At 62.5% G+C, this 16,222-nt stretch carries 20 protein-coding genes; 14 read left to right on the top strand and 6 right to left on the bottom strand.

All coding sequences use genetic code 11. The annotated features are described in order from the left end of the window. Nucleotide 1: 1 nt before the first annotated feature. Complete coding sequence (locus tag IEW63_RS04285) at nt 2–442, bottom strand: DUF2147 domain-containing protein (RefSeq protein WP_188635319.1); 441 nt, start codon at nt 440–442, stop codon at nt 2–4. A 50-nt stretch (nt 443–492) separates the two neighbouring features. Continuing rightward, nucleotides 493–825: an antibiotic biosynthesis monooxygenase family protein gene (locus IEW63_RS04280; protein WP_188635318.1), complete on the bottom strand. Its 333-nt coding sequence runs from the start codon at nt 823–825 to the stop codon at nt 493–495. A 117-nt stretch (nt 826–942) separates the two neighbouring features. On the opposite strand from IEW63_RS04280, the gene IEW63_RS04275 reads away from it, so the two are divergent. Continuing rightward, on the top strand, nt 943–1,194 hold the full coding sequence (locus IEW63_RS04275) for a GlsB/YeaQ/YmgE family stress response membrane protein (protein ID WP_188635317.1): 252 nt from the start codon (nt 943–945) through the stop codon (nt 1,192–1,194). 34 nt (nt 1,195–1,228) lie between these two features. Here the strand turns inward: IEW63_RS04275 and IEW63_RS04270 are convergent, their stop codons facing one another. Together IEW63_RS04270 and IEW63_RS04265 are read right to left on the bottom strand one after the other, a co-directional pair. Next, a complete protein-coding gene (locus IEW63_RS04270; RefSeq protein WP_188635316.1) occupies nt 1,229–1,705 on the bottom strand; it encodes a pilin in 477 nt (158 codons plus the stop codon). Then, entirely contained in the window at nt 1,702–2,544 is an 843-nt protein-coding gene (locus IEW63_RS04265; protein ID WP_188635315.1) for a hypothetical protein, read from the bottom strand. The genes IEW63_RS04270 and IEW63_RS04265 overlap by 4 nt, the downstream gene beginning before the upstream one ends. A gap of 162 nt (nt 2,545–2,706) precedes the next feature. On the opposite strand from IEW63_RS04265, the gene metG reads away from it, so the two are divergent. From metG to IEW63_RS04205, 12 genes are all read left to right on the top strand, one after another. After that, on the top strand, nt 2,707–4,755 hold the full coding sequence (metG, locus tag IEW63_RS04260) for a methionine--tRNA ligase (protein ID WP_188635314.1): 2,049 nt from the start codon (nt 2,707–2,709) through the stop codon (nt 4,753–4,755). Nucleotides 4,756–4,938: 183 nt separating this feature from the next. Beyond that, nucleotides 4,939–5,523 (top strand): electron transport complex subunit RsxA, encoded by a 585-nt coding sequence (gene rsxA, locus IEW63_RS04255; RefSeq protein WP_188635313.1) that lies wholly within the window; start codon nt 4,939–4,941, stop codon nt 5,521–5,523. A gap of 1 nt (nt 5,524) precedes the next feature. After that, nucleotides 5,525–6,097: an electron transport complex subunit RsxB gene (gene rsxB / locus IEW63_RS04250; protein WP_188635312.1), complete on the top strand. Its 573-nt coding sequence runs from the start codon at nt 5,525–5,527 to the stop codon at nt 6,095–6,097. Next, nucleotides 6,097–7,830: an electron transport complex subunit RsxC gene (gene rsxC / locus IEW63_RS04245; protein WP_188635311.1), complete on the top strand. Its 1,734-nt coding sequence runs from the start codon at nt 6,097–6,099 to the stop codon at nt 7,828–7,830. Before rsxB ends, rsxC begins: the two co-directional genes overlap by 1 nt. Beyond that, nucleotides 7,830–8,897 carry an electron transport complex subunit RsxD gene (rsxD, locus tag IEW63_RS04240; protein ID WP_188635310.1) on the top strand — a complete coding sequence of 356 codons (1,068 nt, stop codon included), beginning with the start codon at nt 7,830–7,832 and terminating at the stop codon, nt 8,895–8,897. Before rsxC ends, rsxD begins: the two co-directional genes overlap by 1 nt. Nucleotide 8,898: 1 nt before the next feature. After that, nucleotides 8,899–9,552: an electron transport complex subunit RsxG gene (rsxG, locus tag IEW63_RS04235; protein ID WP_188635309.1), complete on the top strand. Its 654-nt coding sequence runs from the start codon at nt 8,899–8,901 to the stop codon at nt 9,550–9,552. Next, nucleotides 9,545–10,261: an electron transport complex subunit E gene (locus tag IEW63_RS04230; RefSeq protein ID WP_188635308.1), complete on the top strand. Its 717-nt coding sequence runs from the start codon at nt 9,545–9,547 to the stop codon at nt 10,259–10,261. The genes rsxG and IEW63_RS04230 overlap by 8 nt, the downstream gene beginning before the upstream one ends. A 2-nt stretch (nt 10,262–10,263) precedes the next feature. Continuing rightward, nucleotides 10,264–10,899 (top strand): endonuclease III, encoded by a 636-nt coding sequence (nth, locus tag IEW63_RS04225; RefSeq protein ID WP_188635307.1) that lies wholly within the window; start codon nt 10,264–10,266, stop codon nt 10,897–10,899. Between the two features lie 107 nt (nt 10,900–11,006). Next, nucleotides 11,007–11,189: a PA3496 family putative envelope integrity protein gene (locus IEW63_RS04220; protein ID WP_188635306.1), complete on the top strand. Its 183-nt coding sequence runs from the start codon at nt 11,007–11,009 to the stop codon at nt 11,187–11,189. A 59-nt stretch (nt 11,190–11,248) separates the two neighbouring features. Then, nucleotides 11,249–11,512, top strand: coding sequence for a DUF2061 domain-containing protein (locus IEW63_RS04215; RefSeq protein ID WP_373288203.1), 264 nt, complete (start codon nt 11,249–11,251; stop codon nt 11,510–11,512). Nucleotides 11,513–11,602: 90 nt separating this feature from the next. Then, on the top strand, nt 11,603–12,904 hold the full coding sequence (locus tag IEW63_RS04210) for a serine/threonine protein kinase (RefSeq protein WP_188635304.1): 1,302 nt from the start codon (nt 11,603–11,605) through the stop codon (nt 12,902–12,904). Then, nucleotides 12,897–13,670 (top strand): MlaA family lipoprotein, encoded by a 774-nt coding sequence (locus IEW63_RS04205; RefSeq protein WP_188635303.1) that lies wholly within the window; start codon nt 12,897–12,899, stop codon nt 13,668–13,670. The genes IEW63_RS04210 and IEW63_RS04205 overlap by 8 nt, the downstream gene beginning before the upstream one ends. Nucleotides 13,671–14,052: 382 nt before the next feature. Here IEW63_RS04205 and IEW63_RS04200 read toward each other — a convergent pair whose 3' ends face one another. Both IEW63_RS04200 and IEW63_RS04195 read right to left on the bottom strand, forming a co-directional pair. Beyond that, a complete protein-coding gene (locus IEW63_RS04200; RefSeq protein WP_188635302.1) occupies nt 14,053–14,502 on the bottom strand; it encodes a YcgN family cysteine cluster protein in 450 nt (149 codons plus the stop codon). Between the two features lies 1 nt (nt 14,503). Then, nucleotides 14,504–14,761, bottom strand: a complete 258-nt coding sequence (locus IEW63_RS04195; protein ID WP_188635301.1) for a glutaredoxin family protein — start codon at nt 14,759–14,761, stop codon at nt 14,504–14,506. Between the two features lie 117 nt (nt 14,762–14,878). On the opposite strand from IEW63_RS04195, the gene IEW63_RS04190 reads away from it, so the two are divergent. Next, on the top strand, nt 14,879–16,207 hold the full coding sequence (locus IEW63_RS04190) for a deoxyguanosinetriphosphate triphosphohydrolase (protein ID WP_188635300.1): 1,329 nt from the start codon (nt 14,879–14,881) through the stop codon (nt 16,205–16,207). Nucleotides 16,208–16,222 lie beyond the last annotated feature (15 nt).

Here is a 16,222-nt window from a genome sequence, read left to right as displayed (position 1 = left end):
CTTACTCCGCCGCCTGCTCGACCCGCGTCCAGGTAGAGGTGCGGCCGAACATGGGCGCGCCCACAAACCCGCGCAGCTTCAGCACATCCGGCTTCTCAAGGGTAATGCGGCCCTGGTAGGTCTTGCCGCTCTCGGGGTCGTAGACCCGGCCGTCCTTCCAGGTCCGACCGTCACCGCTGGGCTGCATGTCCCAGAGAATGCGCAGCCCCTCAAGGGGCCGGTCGCGCAGCGACTCGTCCGGGTTTCTGGCGTCGCGTCTGGGTCGGCCCTGCTGGTCCAGTGCATCCTCCAGCCACACCAGGTTGCCGCACAGGCTGCTTCCGCACTGGCTGATTTCCACCCGCCCCTGATTGTCCTCGGTACTCCACAGCCCCCGGGCGTCGGCCTGTACCGAGGCGGCGGCCAGCATCGACAGGCCGACCATTGCTGACTTCCACTTCATGCGCACTTCCTTCTTGATGAGTGGCTTGCGATATTACGGCAAATCGTACCTCACTGTTCTGCCGAACGGGCGTCGCCCCCGGGTCTGACCACCCATTCCGGGTCCTCGAACTCACCCAGCGGCCGAATCTCGCAGAACGGTGCCGCACTCCGGATGATGGCAGCCACGTCCGGATTGTGCTGACCTTCCATGGCATCGCGCTGCTCCTTGCTGTCCCAGCTGGCAATGGCGATGAGCGTCATCGGATCACCGATCTTGCGATGCAGCTCGGTGCCCCGGGCCCCCGGTGCGCGCTGAATGATCTCGCTGGCCCTTACCCAGGCGTCCGCATACTGTTCGGCGGTGTGCCCCTCTTTTATGCGCACCTCGAAGATGAATTTCATGTACCCCTCCAGAACCTCGGCCGATATTCATACTCAGTATAGGAACCGCCCTGCGGGCGAATGTTTGGGTTATCTGCTTTACTCACAACTGACATCAACGAAGCGAGAGGTACGGAAATGGGTTGGATAGTTTCCCTGATCATCGGTGGCATCGTCGGCTGGCTCGCCAGCATCATCATGAAAACGAACGCCCAGATGGGCATCATCGCCAACGTGCTGGTCGGCATCGTCGGGTCCTGGCTGGGTTTCTGGATTGCAGGCATGCTCGGTCTTGACGGCGGTACGATCGTTCGCTTCCTGATAGCTGTAGGCGGAGCGGTGTTGCTGATATTCATCCTCCGGGCGCTGGGCGTCTTCAAGAAGGCCTGAGCAGGGCCACCCCGGTTAATCCGGGGTGGCTGTTCTACTTCCTGCAGGCTCCCGGCAGCAGCAGAGCGTCGATATCCGTTCTGTTCTCGCCGACGGCCTCCATCCCGGGTACCGGCTCATCATAGCCGCACAGCCAGGCAATAGGGCTGGTCGGGCTGCCGGTAACCACCGCCGGACGATAGGTCAGTGTCTTGCCCTGCAAGGGTGCAGAGGCCTTGTTGCCCATGGTCACATGTACGGCCCCCTGCTCCAGAACCACCCCGGTGACTCGATTCCCGATCAGGAACCGGGGCTCCGGCACACCGGCCGCTGCATTGTCCGCCGGGAACGTCAACCGTTCCGCATACTGGCTGGCAACCGTGTCACGTATCGGGCTGCTTATGCTCATCGCCTCCGTCACTTCGCTGCGCTGTATGTACTGCTGATAACTGGGCAGCGCAATCGATGCGAGAACCCCGATGATGGCGACAACTACCATGAGTTCGATGAGCGTAAATCCTTCCGGTTTCATATGACCTCTCCCAGGATGAAAACAGGCGCGTAGGCGCTGACGAGAAACAACGCAACGGACAGCAGCACAATCAAGGCCACGGCGCAGGACATGACTTTCAGCTGCCTTTCACAGCACCTGACCAACTCCCGCATTTCAACGTGCAGCAACTCCCGAACTTCGATGGCCATGTCCATCCCCGCTGACCGGGCCCTGCTCAACTGGTCCATTACCGCATCCCGTGAACTCCCGGTCCCGAGTTCAACGGGAAAGCGCAGCACGCTCTGCACCCGCCTGTAAACAGGTTTTATCCCCGGTCCGAGCAGCAACCGTCCTGATGGTTTTTTCTCCACGTCATCCCGGAAGCGAAAGAGCCGCCTTACTTCCAGCACCGAGAGCATGCATAGCAGCAGCAACAGGCTCATCAATGCGGTCTGAGTCATCCAGTACTCCTGAAAGTACACAAGCCGCGTGGGCAGCCGCACACCTTCAAACGTGCCCAGAACCTCGGTAAAGGCGGGAATGACGCGCAACGCATACACCGCTCCTACCGCATGGAAGACCAATACCACGAGGCCGAGATAGGCGACGATGCGCTTGAACTGCAAAGGCTCATCCAGCCGGTCTGCAATGCCCGGTTGGCCATATATGCGCAGCGCGCTGATTATATTTTCGCGGTTTGATGAGGCCTTCATCCGGTCAAGCAGGGTACGAGGCAGGGAGCCAGCCGCGGGTCGTTTCCCATACAACTCCGAGCCCGCGTCCGATTCGGCCCTGAGCAGGCTTTCCCTGATGGGCAGTCCGCCTTCGATATCAACTAACGCCTTGCGGCAGATATAGCTGAAGCGTGTCCATGTCATGCAACGAAACTCCTTTTCGGAAGGTCCGGTTCAGCCAGGCTGAAATCCAGTCCGGATGATACGTAATGCCGCGACGGCCCACATCAGCGCAGATGACCCGGGAATGCCAAGCAGGTATCATTACGGGCTTTCACCCGTTTATTCATCAGAAGCCGAGTGCCCATGTCCAGCAATAATCCGCAACGTCAGATCCTCGTTACCAGCGCCCTGCCCTATGCCAACGGTTCGATCCATCTGGGGCACATGCTGGAATACATTCAGACCGACATCTGGGTACGCTTCCAGAAGCTGCGTGGGCACCAGTGCATCTACGTCTGCGCCGATGACGCCCATGGTTCGGCGATCATGCTGCGGGCGGAGAAGGAGGGCATCACCCCCGAACAACTGATCGATGCGGTCAAGGCCGAGCACACCGCCGACTTTGCCGACTTTCTGGTGGATTTCGACAACTACCATTCCACCCACTCGGAAGAGAACCGGGTACTGTCCGAACTGATCTACGAGAAGCTCAAGGCCAACGGCCACATCAGCACCCGCTCGGTAACCCAGTATTTCGACCCGGAAAAGGGCATGTTCCTGGCTGACCGCTTCATCAAGGGAACCTGCCCCAAGTGCGCAGCGGAGGACCAGTACGGTGACAACTGCGAAAAATGCGGCGCCACCTACGAGCCCACCGAACTGAAGGACCCGCGCTCGGCCATCTCCGGTGCGACCCCGGTGCTGCGCGACTCCAAGCATTTCTTCTTCACGCTGCCCGACTTCCAGGACATGCTCAAGCAGTGGACCCGCAGCGGCGCACTGCAGGATGCGGTTGCCAACAAGATCGCCGAATGGCTGGATGCCGGCCTGCAGGAATGGGACATCAGCCGTGACGCGCCCTATTTCGGCTTCGAGATCCCCGGCGAGCCGGGCAAGTATTTCTATGTATGGCTGGACGCGCCGGTCGGTTACATGGCCAGTTTCCAGAACCTCTGCGCCCGTCGTCCGGAGCTCGACTTCGACGCCTTCTGGGGCAAGGACTCTACCGCCGAGCTGTACCATTTCATCGGCAAGGACATCATCAACTTCCATACCCTGTTCTGGCCCGCCATGCTGGAGGGTGCCGGCTACCGCAAGCCTACCGGCGTCAACGTGCATGGCTACCTGACGGTGAACGGGCAGAAGATGTCCAAGTCCCGTGGTACCTTCATCAAGGCGCGCACCTATCTGGACCACCTGTCACCCGAGTACCTTCGCTACTACTACGCCTGCAAGCTCGGCCGGGGCGTGGATGACATGGACCTGAACCTGGAAGACTTCATCCAGAAGGTCAACTCCGACCTGGTGGGCAAGGTGGTGAACATCGCCAGCCGCTGCGCCGGGTTCATTCACAAGGGCAATGGTGGCCTGATGACCGACGCCAACCCGGAGCCGGAGCTGACCGCCGCCTTCAGCGCCGCCTTCCCATCGATTGCCGAGGCCTACGAGAAACGCGATTTCTCCCGCGCCATGCGCGAGATCATGGCGCTGGCAGACAGGGCCAATGCCTGGATCGCCGACAAGGCACCCTGGGCACTGAACAAGCAGGAAGGCAGGCAGGACGAGGTGCAGGCCATCTGCTCGCTTGGCATCAACCTGTTCCGTCAGCTGATCATCCTGCTCAAGCCGGTGCTGCCCAACCTGGCCGCAGACGCCGAAGCCTTCCTCAACCTGCCACCGCAGCGCTGGGAAGATCTCGACAGCCTGCTCGGTGCACACCAGCTCAACGCGTTCAAGCCGCTGCTGACCCGTATCGAGCCAGCCCGGGTGGAAGCCATGGTGGAAGCCTCCAGGGAAGATCTGGAAGCCACCGTCACCGGGGCGCCGCAAGGCAACGGCGAACTGGCAAAGGAACCTCTGGCGCCGGAAATCGACTTCAAGGCGTTCTCCGCTGTGGATCTGCGCATCGCCCTGATCGAGAAGGCCGAATTTGTTGAAGGCGCGGACAAGCTGCTGCGGCTGACGCTGAATATCGGCGACGCCACGCGCAACGTGTTCTCCGGGATCAAGAGTGCCTATCCGGATCCGAGCAGCCTTGAAGGTCGGCTGACGCTGTATGTCGCCAACCTGGCGCCGCGCAAGATGAAGTTCGGCGTATCCGAAGGGATGGTGCTGGCGGCCGGACCCGGCGGCGAGGAAATCTATCTGCTGAGCCCGGATGAGGGAGCCAGGCCGGGGCAGCGGGTGATGTAACGGAGACTCCCCCTCTCCCCCGACCCCTCTCCCGCCAGGGGAGAGGGGTAACGCTGCACCATCTCGTGAGCCTCCCTGATCTTTGATGCATCAGACACAAGCAACAGTAACAGCGAGCACCGTCTGCCCCCTCTCCCCTGGCGGGAGAGAGCTGGGGAGAGCGGGAGGCCAGAGAAGCCAATGATGACTGAATTCATCCTTATCCTGCTCAGCACCATCCTGGTGAACAACTTCGTGTTGGTTCAGTTCCTCGGCCTGTGCCCGTTCATGGGCGTCTCGGGGAAGCTGGAAACCGCCATGGGCATGTCCATGGCAACCACCTTCGTGCTGACCCTGGCCTCGATCCTCAGCTATCTGACCTATCAGTACATCCTGGTGCCCTTCGAGCTGGAGTTCCTGCGCACCATTTCCTTCATCCTTGTGATCGCCGTGGTGGTCCAGTTCACCGAGATGGTGGTGCACAAGACCAGTCCGTTGCTGTACCGGGTGCTGGGGATATTCCTCCCGCTGATCACCACCAACTGCGCCGTGCTCGGGGTCGCCCTGCTGATCACCAACCGCAGCGAGCAGACCTTCCTCAGCGCCGCAACCTACGGTTTCGGCGCGGCACTGGGTTTCTCGCTGGTGCTGGTTCTGTTTGCCGGGTTGCGCGAGCGCATCGCCATCGCCGACGTGCCCATGCCGTTCCGCGGTGCGGCCATCGGCATGATCACCGCCGGGCTGATGTCGCTGGCGTTCATGGGTTTCACCGGTCTGATCAGGCTCTGACATGTCCATCGTGCTGACTGCCATTCTCGTTCTGCTGGTCCTCTCGCTGATCTTCGGTGCGGTGCTGGGCTACGCGGCGGTACGCTTTCGCGTGGAAGGCGATCCCATTGTCGATCAGATCAACGCCCTGCTGCCGCAGACCCAGTGTGGTCAGTGTGGCCACCCCGGTTGCAGGCCCTACGCCGAGGCGATCGCCAATGGCGAGCCGATCAACAAGTGCCCGCCCGGTGGCGAGGCGACCATCCAGGCGCTGGCGGATCTGCTGGATGTCGAGCCGCTACCCCTGGACGACGAGCACGGCGAAGCCAAGCCGCCCATGGTGGCCTATATCCGTGAAGACGAATGTATCGGCTGCACCAAGTGCATTCAGGCATGCCCGGTGGACGCCATTCTCGGTGCGGCGAAACAGATGCACACGGTGATCATCGACGAATGTACAGGTTGCGACCTGTGCGTGGAGCCCTGCCCGGTGGACTGCATCGACATGCTGCCGCTGCCGGTCACCACCCAGAACTGGCGCTGGAACGCGCCACCGCCACCGACACTGGCGGCTGACCAGCCAGGAGTCGCCTGATGTCCGCCCAACCGCGTATCTGGGATATTCCCGGCGGCATTCACCCGCCCGAGAACAAGGCTCAGTCGACTGCCCGCGAGCTGGAAAACCCACCGCTGCCCGCGCGCCTGATCCTCCCCCTGCTACAGCATATCGGCAGTCGTACCAAGCCGGTGGTGAGCGCCGGCGACCGGGTACTCAAGGGGCAATTGCTGGCCGTTACCGATGGCAAATTCAGCTGCTCGCTGCATGCGCCTACATCCGGGATCATCAGCGCCATCGAGAACGCGCCCTATCCCCACGCATCCGGCCTGCACGAGCCGGCGATCATTCTCGAGAGCGACGGCGAGGACCGCTGGGCAGAGCTGCAGCCGACCCCCGACTGGCGCAGCCTGGAACCGGTCGCCCTGCTGGAGCTGATCGACTCCGCCGGCATCAGCGGCCTGGGCGGCGCCGGCTTTCCGACGGCAGCCAAGCTGCTGTCGCGCCCCGACCACCGCATCGACACGCTGGTGATCAACGCTGCGGAGTGCGAGCCCTACATTACCGCCGACGACATGTGCATGCGCCATTATGCAGCGCAGATCATCACCGGCATTCAGATACTTCGGCACATTCTCAGCCCCGAACAGGTACTGGTCGGCATCGAGGACAACAAGCCCGAGGCGATCGCCGCGATGCGCGCTGCTGCCGAGGGCGAACCGGTCAGCATTATCGAGATACCCACCAAATACCCGTCGGGGGGCGAGAAGCAACTGATCCAGATCCTGACCGGCCGTGAGGTACCCAGCGGCGGGCTCCCGGCGGACATCGGCGTGCTCTGCCAGAACGTGGGCACCGCGCTGGCGGTGCACGATGCCGTCGTGCTGGGCCGGCCGTTGATCCATCGCGTCGTCACCCTGACCGGCGCCGCGCTCGAGCGGCCGACCAACGTAATGGCGCTGATCGGCACACCGATCCATGAACTGCTGGCATTTGCCGGCTTGCAACCCGAGCGGCTGCATCGGCTGGTCATGGGCGGCCCGATGATGGGTTTCACTGTCGACAGCGCGGCGCCCGTGATCAAGACCAGCAACTGCCTGCTGGCTGGCACCATTGATGAGCTGCCGCCCCCCCCGCCGCCGCTGCCATGCATCCGCTGCGGCCTGTGCGCCGAAGCCTGCCCGGCCGAGCTGCTGCCTCAGCAATTGCACTGGTTCGCGCTGGGCAAGGATTACCCGCAGCTCGAGCGCTACAACCTGTTCGACTGCATCGAGTGCGGGGCCTGCGCCTATGTATGCCCCAGCCATATTCCGCTGGTGCATCAGTACCGCGCAGCCAAGTCGGAAATCCGCTCCATCGAGCTGCAGCACAGCCGTGCCGATCATTCCCGTCGGCGATTTGAAGAGCGACAGGCGCGGCTCGAGCGCGAAGCCGAGCAGCGTGAACGTGATCGACAGGCCCGCGCGGAAAGGGCCGCCCGCGCCAAGGCAGCACGGGAAGCCAAGGCGGCCAGCGAAAAGGACACCCCAGCGCCCGTTGCGGTTGCCCCCGACCTCGCCCGGATTCAGGCGAAAAACAGCACCCTGACCCCGGAACAGAAGCAGCTCAAGGTGGCCGCTTCCACCGCGCGCATGGCGCTGCAGCGGGCAAGGAAACAGCTCGCAGCCAACCCGGACAATCTCGACCTGCAGGCTCAGATACCGCCGCTGGAGCAGGCCTACGCCGACGCCCAGCGCGCCTTTGAACAGGCAACCAGCCAGGAGGGCTCCTGATGGCCATCACCCCTGTCAGCTCTCCCCACGCCATGGGCAGCAACCGTACCCGCACCATCATGCTGCAGGTACTGGCCGCAACCGTGCCCGGTCTCTTGTTGCTGACCTGGTTCTTCGGCTGGGGCACCCTGGTCAATCTGTTGCTGGCCTGCGGTTTCGCAGTGCTGGTGGAGGCCGGCATTCTGCGCCTGCGCAAGCGCCCGGTCCGCTTTTTCCTGAACGACGGCAGCGCACTGGTCACTGGCTGGTTGCTGGCCCTGGCCCTGCCCCCCTACGCGCCCTGGTGGCTGGTGCTGGTAGCCGCCGGGTTTGCCATGATCTTCGGCAAGCACCTGTACGGCGGCCTGGGCCAGAACCCGTTCAATCCCGCCATGCTCGGCTATGCGGTGGTGCTGGTGTCCTTTCCCGTGGAGATGACCAGTTGGCCGGTCTGGCGCGGCGCGGAACAGCTGCAGCCGGCCCTGACGCCCACCCTTGGCCTGCTCGAAGGTATTCAGCGGGTGTTCGCCCCCGGCAGCCTGCCGGCCGACGGCTGGGCCACCGCCACGGCGCTGGATGTCATCAAGAACAACAACTCCCTGACCCTGGCCGAGCTGCGCAGTGCCGAACCCGCGCTGGGCAGTTTCGCCAGCCGCGGATGGGAATGGGTAGCCCTGGCCTGGCTGGCCGGAGGCCTGTTCCTGATCAGGCGCAAGGTCATCAGCTGGCACGCGCCAGCGGGCATGCTCGGTGCCCTGGGCCTGATGAGCCTGCTGTTCTGGGGCGGTTCCGGCTCGGCCAGCAATGGCTCGCCGCTGTTTCACCTGCTCGGCGGCGCTACCATGCTCGGTGCCTTCTTCATCATTACCGATCCGGTAACCTGTGCCACCAGCGCCCGGGGCCGGCTGATCTTCGGTGCCGGGGTCGGTGTTCTGGTATACGTTATCCGGGTGTGGGGCAACTACCCTGACGCCGTCGCCTTCGCGGTGCTGCTGATGAATCTCTGCGCTCCTACCATCGATTACTACACGCCGCCGCGCACCTATGGCCACGCAAAGGCCAAACGCGGTCTGGGCAAGGTGGACTGACATGCAAAGCCCTCTGACGCCTGCCCGTTCAATCCTGCGCAACAGCCTGATTCTCGGCGCCTTCGCCATCTTCACTGCCGGGGTCATCGCCTTCATCCAGCAGGCGACCAGCGAGCGTATCGCCACGGAGCGCCAGCGCATGCAGATGCGCGCACTAAATGACATCGTGCCCGATGAACAGCACGACAACGACCTGCTGCAGGACAGCTTCCAGATTGCCGACCGAAGCCTGCTGCGCCTGCCTGCGCCCGCCACTGCCTGGCGCGCCCGGCAGGATGGCCGCGTCAGCGCTGTGATCCTGCCGGTGGTCACCATGGACGGTTACAGCGGCCGCATCGATCTGCTGGTGGGCATCCTCGCCAACGGCGAGCTGGCCGGCGTGCGGGTAGTGGATCACCGGGAAACACCGGGCCTGGGCGATAAGGTCGAAACCGCCAAAGGCGACTGGATCTTCAGCTTCGATGGCAAGAGTCTCAGGGTACCGGCGCCGGAGCACTGGGCGGTGCGCAAGGACGGCGGCGAGTTCGACCAGTTCGTCGGCGCTACCATCACCCCACGGGCCGTGGTGCAGGCGGTGCGCGATGCCCTGCAGTATTTCGAGCAGCACCGCGCCGAGCTGCTGCAGCTGACCGAATCGGAGGCCGACCATGGCTGACAAGCGCTACGCCGAACTTACCGCAGACGGTCTGTGGCATAACAACCCGGGACTGGTGCAGTTGCTCGGCCTCTGTCCCCTGCTGGGGGTAAGCAGCAGCACCGTGAACGCCCTGGGGCTGGGCATCGCCACCATTCTGGTGCTGGTCAGTTCCAACGTATCGGTATCGCTGATCCGCAGCGCCGTCACCCCCGCAGTCCGTCTGCCGGCCTTCGTCATGATCATCGCCTCGGTCACCACCTGCATCGAGCTGCTGATGCAGGCCTACACCTACGAACTGTTTCTCATACTCGGCATCTTCATCCCGCTGATCGTGACCAACTGCGCCATCCTGGGTCGCGCCGACGCCTTTGCCGCGAAGAATCCGCTGCTGCCGTCGGCCGTCGACGGGTTCATGATGGGGCTGGGGTTTGCGCTGGTACTGCTGGTGCTGGGCATGCTCCGCGAACTGGTCGGCCAGGGCACCCTGTTTGCCAACATGCATCTGCTGCTGGGCCCGGTCGCCAAGGGCTGGACCTGGGTGCTGTTCCCCGATTACAAGGAAGTACTGTTCGTCATCCTTCCGCCGGGTGCCTTTCTGTTCATGGGCCTGCTGATTGCCCTGAAGAACCTCATCGACAGTCACATCAAGGCCCGCCAGGCCGCCCACGAACCCGCGCCCGCTGCCGCCGGCAGCAAGCGCGTACGCGTTACCGGAACCATCAACTGACAATGAACAAAGCCAAGCGCCATGAAATCTTTCGCCGGTTCAGGGAGGACAATCCCAAGCCGGTCACCGAACTGAACTACAGCAACCCTTTCGAACTGCTGATTGCCGTGATCCTCTCGGCCCAGGCCACCGACGTCGGCGTCAACAAGGCCACCGACAGGCTGTTTCCCGTGGCCAACACCCCGGAGGCAATCCATGCTCTGGGCGTCGAAGGCCTGAGTGAATACATCAAGACCATCGGGCTGTACAACAGCAAGGCGAAGAATGTCATCGAGACCTGCCGCATCCTGATCGAGCAGCACAACAGCCAGGTGCCGGAAACGCGGGAGGAGCTGGAAGCGCTGCCCGGAGTCGGCCGCAAGACCGCCAATGTGGTGCTCAATACCGCCTTCGGTCATCCGGTGATGGCAGTGGACACCCACATCTTCCGGGTCAGCAACCGCACCGGCATCGCACCGGGCAAGACGGTGCTGGAGGTGGAGAAGAAACTCATGCGGCATGTGCCGAAGGAATTTCTGCTGGATGCACATCACTGGCTGATTCTGCATGGACGCTATGTATGCCGCGCGCGCACCCCGCAGTGCGGCAGTTGTCGCATCGAGGACCTCTGCGAATACAAGCACAAGACGTCAGATTGACACTTATAGAGAAAATCACGATTTTCATATAAAAAAACTATTTCATCTTCCGCCGCGCTCTCGCTATAAGGTGCGCAAACGCCAACCTTCAATAACGGAGTGGTGATATGGCCAAGGCGAAAGCTGAAATTGAACTGGATGACGACGATTTCCTTGAAGAAGAGGAAACCCCCGAAACCGAAGCCCTGAATACCAAATCCAGCCTCACCCGGCGTCGTCAGATCGACGACTATCTGGAAGAACGCCGCCTGCAGAAGCAACTGGCGGACTACGACTTCGACCTCGATTGAGGGCGTGCATCGCCCTCATTGATTCAAACTGCTTTGCTCTTTCATCGGCGCACCCGAGAATGGCTCCATTCGGGAATGATTCTCAACAAGAGTTGATCGGGTGCCCCATGACCAAGACCTTTACCTTTGCAGTAATGCATTTTTCCATCGCTTTCGGCGTCGTCTACGCGATGACCGGAAGTCTGCTGCTGGGCGGTGCCGTGGCATTGATCGAGCCGGTGCTGAACACGGTCGCCTTCTATTTCCATGAGAAGTTCTGGAACCGCTGGGAGCACCGACGGGCCCGTCCCACCGGTCTGGAGCCCCCCGTTTTCCGGGCCTGAAGCCGTCGCTGTCGTATCGCGACAGCGGGCCCGGCAAGGAACTATCCGGATTATTTCGGGTATAGTTCATGAAGCCATACGGAAATGATCATGACCCGATACCTGCGATTGCTGTGCCTCTGCCTCGCGCCCCTGGTGGCATTGGCAACCCACGCCGATGACGCCCCCGGCTACCCCATAACCAACCCCTTCCTCGCCACGATAGTGGGCACACCGCCGGAACTGGTCTGGCCGGTGCCGGAGGAAACAGCGGTCCGTCAGACCGACCTCGCCGTGCGGGTACTCCCCGAGCGCGAACTGCCGCCGGCACTGTCCCGCTATCAGGATCTGCACTACCGTCTGGCCTGGCATGACGAGCCTGCTCCGCTGGTCTTCATCATTGCCGGCACCGGCACCGGTTATGACAGTCCGCGGCTGGACTACCTCAAGCGCCTGTTCTGGGATGCGGGGATGCATGTGATAGTGCTTTCCTCCCCGACCAATCATGACTTCATCGCCGCCGCTTCCCGCAATGGCCTGCCGGGACTGGCGGAAAGCGATGCACGCGATCTGCACAGCGCCATGACCCTGGCCGCCGAGCATGCCCGCGATACGAAGAATGTGGAAATCAGCGAGTACCGGATGGTGGGTTTCAGTCTGGGAGCGCTGAACGCCGCCTTCGTCGCCCATCTGGACGAAACACTGCAGCAGTTCAGGTTCACCCGCACCCTGCTGCTCAACCCGCCGGTCGACCTCTATGCCTCGATCAGACGGCTTGACGCCCTGGCGCGCACCCAGGTGGACGGCGTCAGCAGCGGCGACAGCTTCTACGAGCATATCTTCCAGAAGCTCACGCGCTACTTCGAGGAAAGCGGCAGCGCGGATATCGAATCAGGCCTTTTCGCCGGTATCCAGGGATCGGACAATGCCCTGACCGAAGCGGAAATGGCCATGCTGATCGGCGCAGTCTTCCGCTTTTCCGCCGCCGACCTGAACTTCATGGCCGACCTGATCAACGGCGGAGGACGCTATATTCCCGCCGGCAAGCAGCTCAAGGTCAGCACCTCCATTACCCCTTACCTGCGCGAGGCGCTGTTCTGTGATTTCGGCTGCTACCTCCAGACTCAGCTGTGGCCGGCCTGGAGCAGTCTCAACGAAGGCAAGACCATCGAAGACATGGCCTGGCAGACCAGCCTGTACAGCATCGAATCATATTTGCGTGATAACCGCGACATGGCCGTCATAACCAATGCGGATGACTTCATCCTCACCGAGGACAATTACTACTTTCTCGCCGAGACCTTCGGTGATCGCGCCTTTCTGCATCCGCATGGCGGGCATGGCGGCAACCTGCAGCACCTCGATACGGTCGGGCAGATGCTGACGTTCATGGAGGGTGACAAGCATGAGTAAGGGAATACTGCACCTCGCGGCAGCCGTGGGTCTGGCGTTTGGCAGCTCGGTCGTTCACGGCATCGACGGCGTCCCCGAATACCGGGACCCGCTCGCCGACCTGATCCTGGACACCGAGGGCACCAACTATCAGTTCGAGCGCTCCAGCCTGGAAGCACTCAAGATCCATGATCCGATCGAGGGGCTCAACCGGCGGGTGTACCGCTTCAACGGCCAGTTCGACGAATATGTCTACCTGCCGGTAGTGAATGCCTACGAGAAGGTGACGCCGCGCTTCGTCCGCACCGGCGTGTCCAACGTGTTCGCCAACCTGGCGGATGTGCCGAACCTGGCCAACAGTCTGGCCCAGGGCAAGCTGCAGAAGAGTGGCCGTACGACCGCCCGGTTGCTGCTCAACACCACCCTGGGCGTGGTCGGGTTGTTCGATGTGGCCAAGGCCATGGGCCTGCCCCAGGAGCCGGAGGACTTCGGCCAGACTCTGGGCTACTACGGCGTCCCGACCGGCCCGTATCTGGTCCTGCCGCTGCTCGGCCCGTCCACCCTGCGCGATACCGCCGGCAAGGCCGTCGACTGGTCAATCGAAGACGCCGCTGCCTATCTCGACAACCGCAGCCACATGAATGACAACCCCTGGTCCTATGGTCTGTACGCGATCAACCTGCGTTACATCAACGGCTTCCGCTACGGCACCCTGGACAGCCCCTTCGAGTATGACCAGGTGCGCTACCTGTTCATCAAGCTGAGGGAGCTGCAGATTTCCCAGTGATGGCGAGGGATGACAATCCAGCGCCCCTGTGGGCCACCACGCGCGTGGTAGTCGCCCTCTGCTCACGTGCCCAGGCGTGCTCTGCACGCCAATCGCGGCGAGGTCGCCGCTCCTACCCTTTGAGGGGATCTACCGTTGAGGGGATCGAGTTTTCTGTAGGGACTCCGCCGGGTTTGTTGTGGGAGCCCCGCCCCCGGGGCGATGTTTGTTATGGGAGCCCCGACCCAAGGGCGATGTTTGTTGTGGGAGCCCCCCCAAGGCGATGCTTATTGAACTGCCCCCCGAAAAGCTGGATTGGGTGCCCAACTTTTGGGGGCAGTTCATGTTGTGGGAGCCCCGACCCCGGGGCGATTGGCGTGCAAAGCACGCCCGCCCACGCCACTTACACTCGGAATATGATGTGCTCTTCCCAGTCCTCATCCGCCACGCTGCCCTCGGCGACCATCCTGCCCGCCTGGGATATCCCTGTCCTGTGCACGGCCTGCGGGTCACCGCAGACCAGATGATGCCACGGCGGCAGGTCCTCCCCTTCCGCCACCAGCCGGTAGGCACAGGTGGGTGGCAGCCAGCCGAACTCGCTTGCGGTCGCCGGGGTCAGCTGCACACAGTCCGGCACATGCCGACGCCTGTTCGGATAATCGCCACAGCGGCAGGTATTCAGATCCAGCAGCTTGCACGCCACGCGCGTGTAATAGATGGATTGCGGGTCATCCTCGTCTTCCAGCTTCTGCAGGCAGCACAGCCCGCAGCCGTCGCACAATGATTCCCACTCCTGCTGGTCCATCTGCTCCAGTGTCTTGCGCTTCCAGAACGCGGTGACTATCTGCGCCATGTCAGGCCCCCTCCCCCAGGGCATCGCCCAGCCAGTCCATCAGTTGCCCGAGATCGAAGGGCCAGTCGAGTTCGGCCCCCGTGTCGTCCCGGCGCAGCACCGGCACCCGCAACTGGTACCGCTCCAGCAGCGCAGGGTCGTCGACGATATCCACCTGCCGCACCGCCACGCCATTGCCCTCCAGCGGACGGGTCAACAGCAGGCACTCGTCGCACAGGTGGCAGGCAGTGGTACCGAACAGGGTCAGCGAAATACTCATGACAATTCCAGAACAGGCAGAAAAGGTCGCCATTCTACCGTGTAAGCCCGGGGGGCCACACCCTTGGCAGCCCGACGGCGTTGCCACATACTCGGGTCTCATGATTGGGAGGAAAAAATGGACTGGAAAACACTGCTCTGCCGCGAGCGCCTCGGCAAACCCGTGGCCAGCACCGAGGAACTCGGCCGCACACCCTTTCACAAGGACCATGACCGCGTCATATTCTCCGGCGCCTTCCGCCGCCTCGGCAAGAAGACCCAGGTGCATCCGGTATCCAGCAACGACCACATCCACACCCGCCTGACCCACAGCCTGGAGGTCAGTTGTGTCGGCCGATCGCTGGGCATGCGCGTGGGTGAAATGTTGCGCGGCGAGCTGCCCGACTGGTGTGCCCCGGCAGATCTGGGGGTCATCATCCAGGCCGCCTGTCTGGCCCACGATATCGGCAACCCGCCCTATGGCCACTCCGGCGAAGACGCCATCCGCCACTGGTTCCACAAGGCAGATGATCAAGGCTGGCTGCGGGACATGAGCGCCGCCCAGCGGCTGGACTTTCTCAATTTCGAGGGCAACGCCCAGGGCTTTCGAGTGCTCACCCAGTTGGAATACCATCAGTTCGACGGTGGCATGCGCCTGACCTATGCCACCCTCGGGGCCTACCTCAAATACCCCTGGACTTCCGGCCACGCCGACGCAGCCGGCTACAAGAAGCACAAGTTCGGCTGTTACCAGGGCGAATACCCGTTGCTGCAACAGATCACCGACAAGCTCGGTCTGCCCCAGCTGAGCGAGGGATACTGGGCACGCAGCCCGCTGGTGTATCTCGTCGAGGCAGCGGATGACATCTGCTACGCGCTGATCGACCTGGAAGACGGCCTGGAGATGGAGCTGCTGCGTTACGAGGAAGTGGAAAGCCTGCTACTGGACCTGGTTGGCGACGACCTGCCGGAAACCTACCGCCTGCTCGGGCCGAAGGACTCCACGCGGCGCAAACTGGCCATCCTGCGCGGCAAGGCCATCGAGCATCTGGTCAATGCCGCAGCGGAAACCTTCATCGCCCAGCAGCAACCGCTGCTGGCCGGCACCCTGAGCGGCGACCTGGTCAGCCACATGCCCAACGCCGCCCGGCGCTGCGTGCAGGACGCCAAGCGCATCGCCCGGGAGCGCATCTTCCAGGACAAGCGCAAGACACTGCATGAAATCGGTGCCTACAGCACGCTGGAAACGTTGCTCGAAGCCTTCTGCGGTGCGGTCAATGAGCAGCAGTCAGGCCACAGCCTGAGTTTCAAGCACCGGCGGATTCTGGACCTGCTGGGCAACAACGCACCCAGGGCGGAATGGGACAGGTACTCCAGTTACATGCGGGTGATCGATTTCATCGCCGGCATGACGGACCTGTACGCCGCAGACATGGCTACGCGGATTCGGGGAATCAATCCGGCCTGACCCGGCTGGCCTGGC

The organism is Halopseudomonas pertucinogena, assembly GCF_014646575.1.
In the GTDB taxonomy this organism is placed as follows: Bacteria; Pseudomonadota; Gammaproteobacteria; order Pseudomonadales; family Pseudomonadaceae; genus Halopseudomonas; species Halopseudomonas pertucinogena.
Note: the sequence above shows the minus strand (reverse complement) of the source record. Positions and strands in the feature narration are given on the sequence as shown.

Coding starts and splice junctions, on each gene's coding strand:
- IEW63_RS04285 (WP_188635319.1), bottom strand. CDS start 442: ATGAAGTGGAAGTCAGCAATGGTCGGCCTGTCGATGCTGGCCGCCGCC.
- IEW63_RS04280 (WP_188635318.1), bottom strand. CDS start 825: ATGAAATTCATCTTCGAGGTGCGCATAAAAGAGGGGCACACCGCCGAA.
- IEW63_RS04275 (WP_188635317.1), top strand. CDS start 943: ATGGGTTGGATAGTTTCCCTGATCATCGGTGGCATCGTCGGCTGGCTC.
- IEW63_RS04270 (WP_188635316.1), bottom strand. CDS start 1,705: ATGAAACCGGAAGGATTTACGCTCATCGAACTCATGGTAGTTGTCGCC.
- IEW63_RS04265 (WP_188635315.1), bottom strand. CDS start 2,544: ATGACATGGACACGCTTCAGCTATATCTGCCGCAAGGCGTTAGTTGAT.
- metG (WP_188635314.1), top strand. CDS start 2,707: ATGTCCAGCAATAATCCGCAACGTCAGATCCTCGTTACCAGCGCCCTG.
- rsxA (WP_188635313.1), top strand. CDS start 4,939: ATGACTGAATTCATCCTTATCCTGCTCAGCACCATCCTGGTGAACAAC.
- rsxB (WP_188635312.1), top strand. CDS start 5,525: ATGTCCATCGTGCTGACTGCCATTCTCGTTCTGCTGGTCCTCTCGCTG.
- rsxC (WP_188635311.1), top strand. CDS start 6,097: ATGTCCGCCCAACCGCGTATCTGGGATATTCCCGGCGGCATTCACCCG.
- rsxD (WP_188635310.1), top strand. CDS start 7,830: ATGGCCATCACCCCTGTCAGCTCTCCCCACGCCATGGGCAGCAACCGT.
- rsxG (WP_188635309.1), top strand. CDS start 8,899: ATGCAAAGCCCTCTGACGCCTGCCCGTTCAATCCTGCGCAACAGCCTG.
- IEW63_RS04230 (WP_188635308.1), top strand. CDS start 9,545: ATGGCTGACAAGCGCTACGCCGAACTTACCGCAGACGGTCTGTGGCAT.
- nth (WP_188635307.1), top strand. CDS start 10,264: ATGAACAAAGCCAAGCGCCATGAAATCTTTCGCCGGTTCAGGGAGGAC.
- IEW63_RS04220 (WP_188635306.1), top strand. CDS start 11,007: ATGGCCAAGGCGAAAGCTGAAATTGAACTGGATGACGACGATTTCCTT.
- IEW63_RS04215 (WP_373288203.1), top strand. CDS start 11,249: ATGGCTCCATTCGGGAATGATTCTCAACAAGAGTTGATCGGGTGCCCC.
- IEW63_RS04210 (WP_188635304.1), top strand. CDS start 11,603: ATGACCCGATACCTGCGATTGCTGTGCCTCTGCCTCGCGCCCCTGGTG.
- IEW63_RS04205 (WP_188635303.1), top strand. CDS start 12,897: ATGAGTAAGGGAATACTGCACCTCGCGGCAGCCGTGGGTCTGGCGTTT.
- IEW63_RS04200 (WP_188635302.1), bottom strand. CDS start 14,502: ATGGCGCAGATAGTCACCGCGTTCTGGAAGCGCAAGACACTGGAGCAG.
- IEW63_RS04195 (WP_188635301.1), bottom strand. CDS start 14,761: ATGAGTATTTCGCTGACCCTGTTCGGTACCACTGCCTGCCACCTGTGC.
- IEW63_RS04190 (WP_188635300.1), top strand. CDS start 14,879: ATGGACTGGAAAACACTGCTCTGCCGCGAGCGCCTCGGCAAACCCGTG.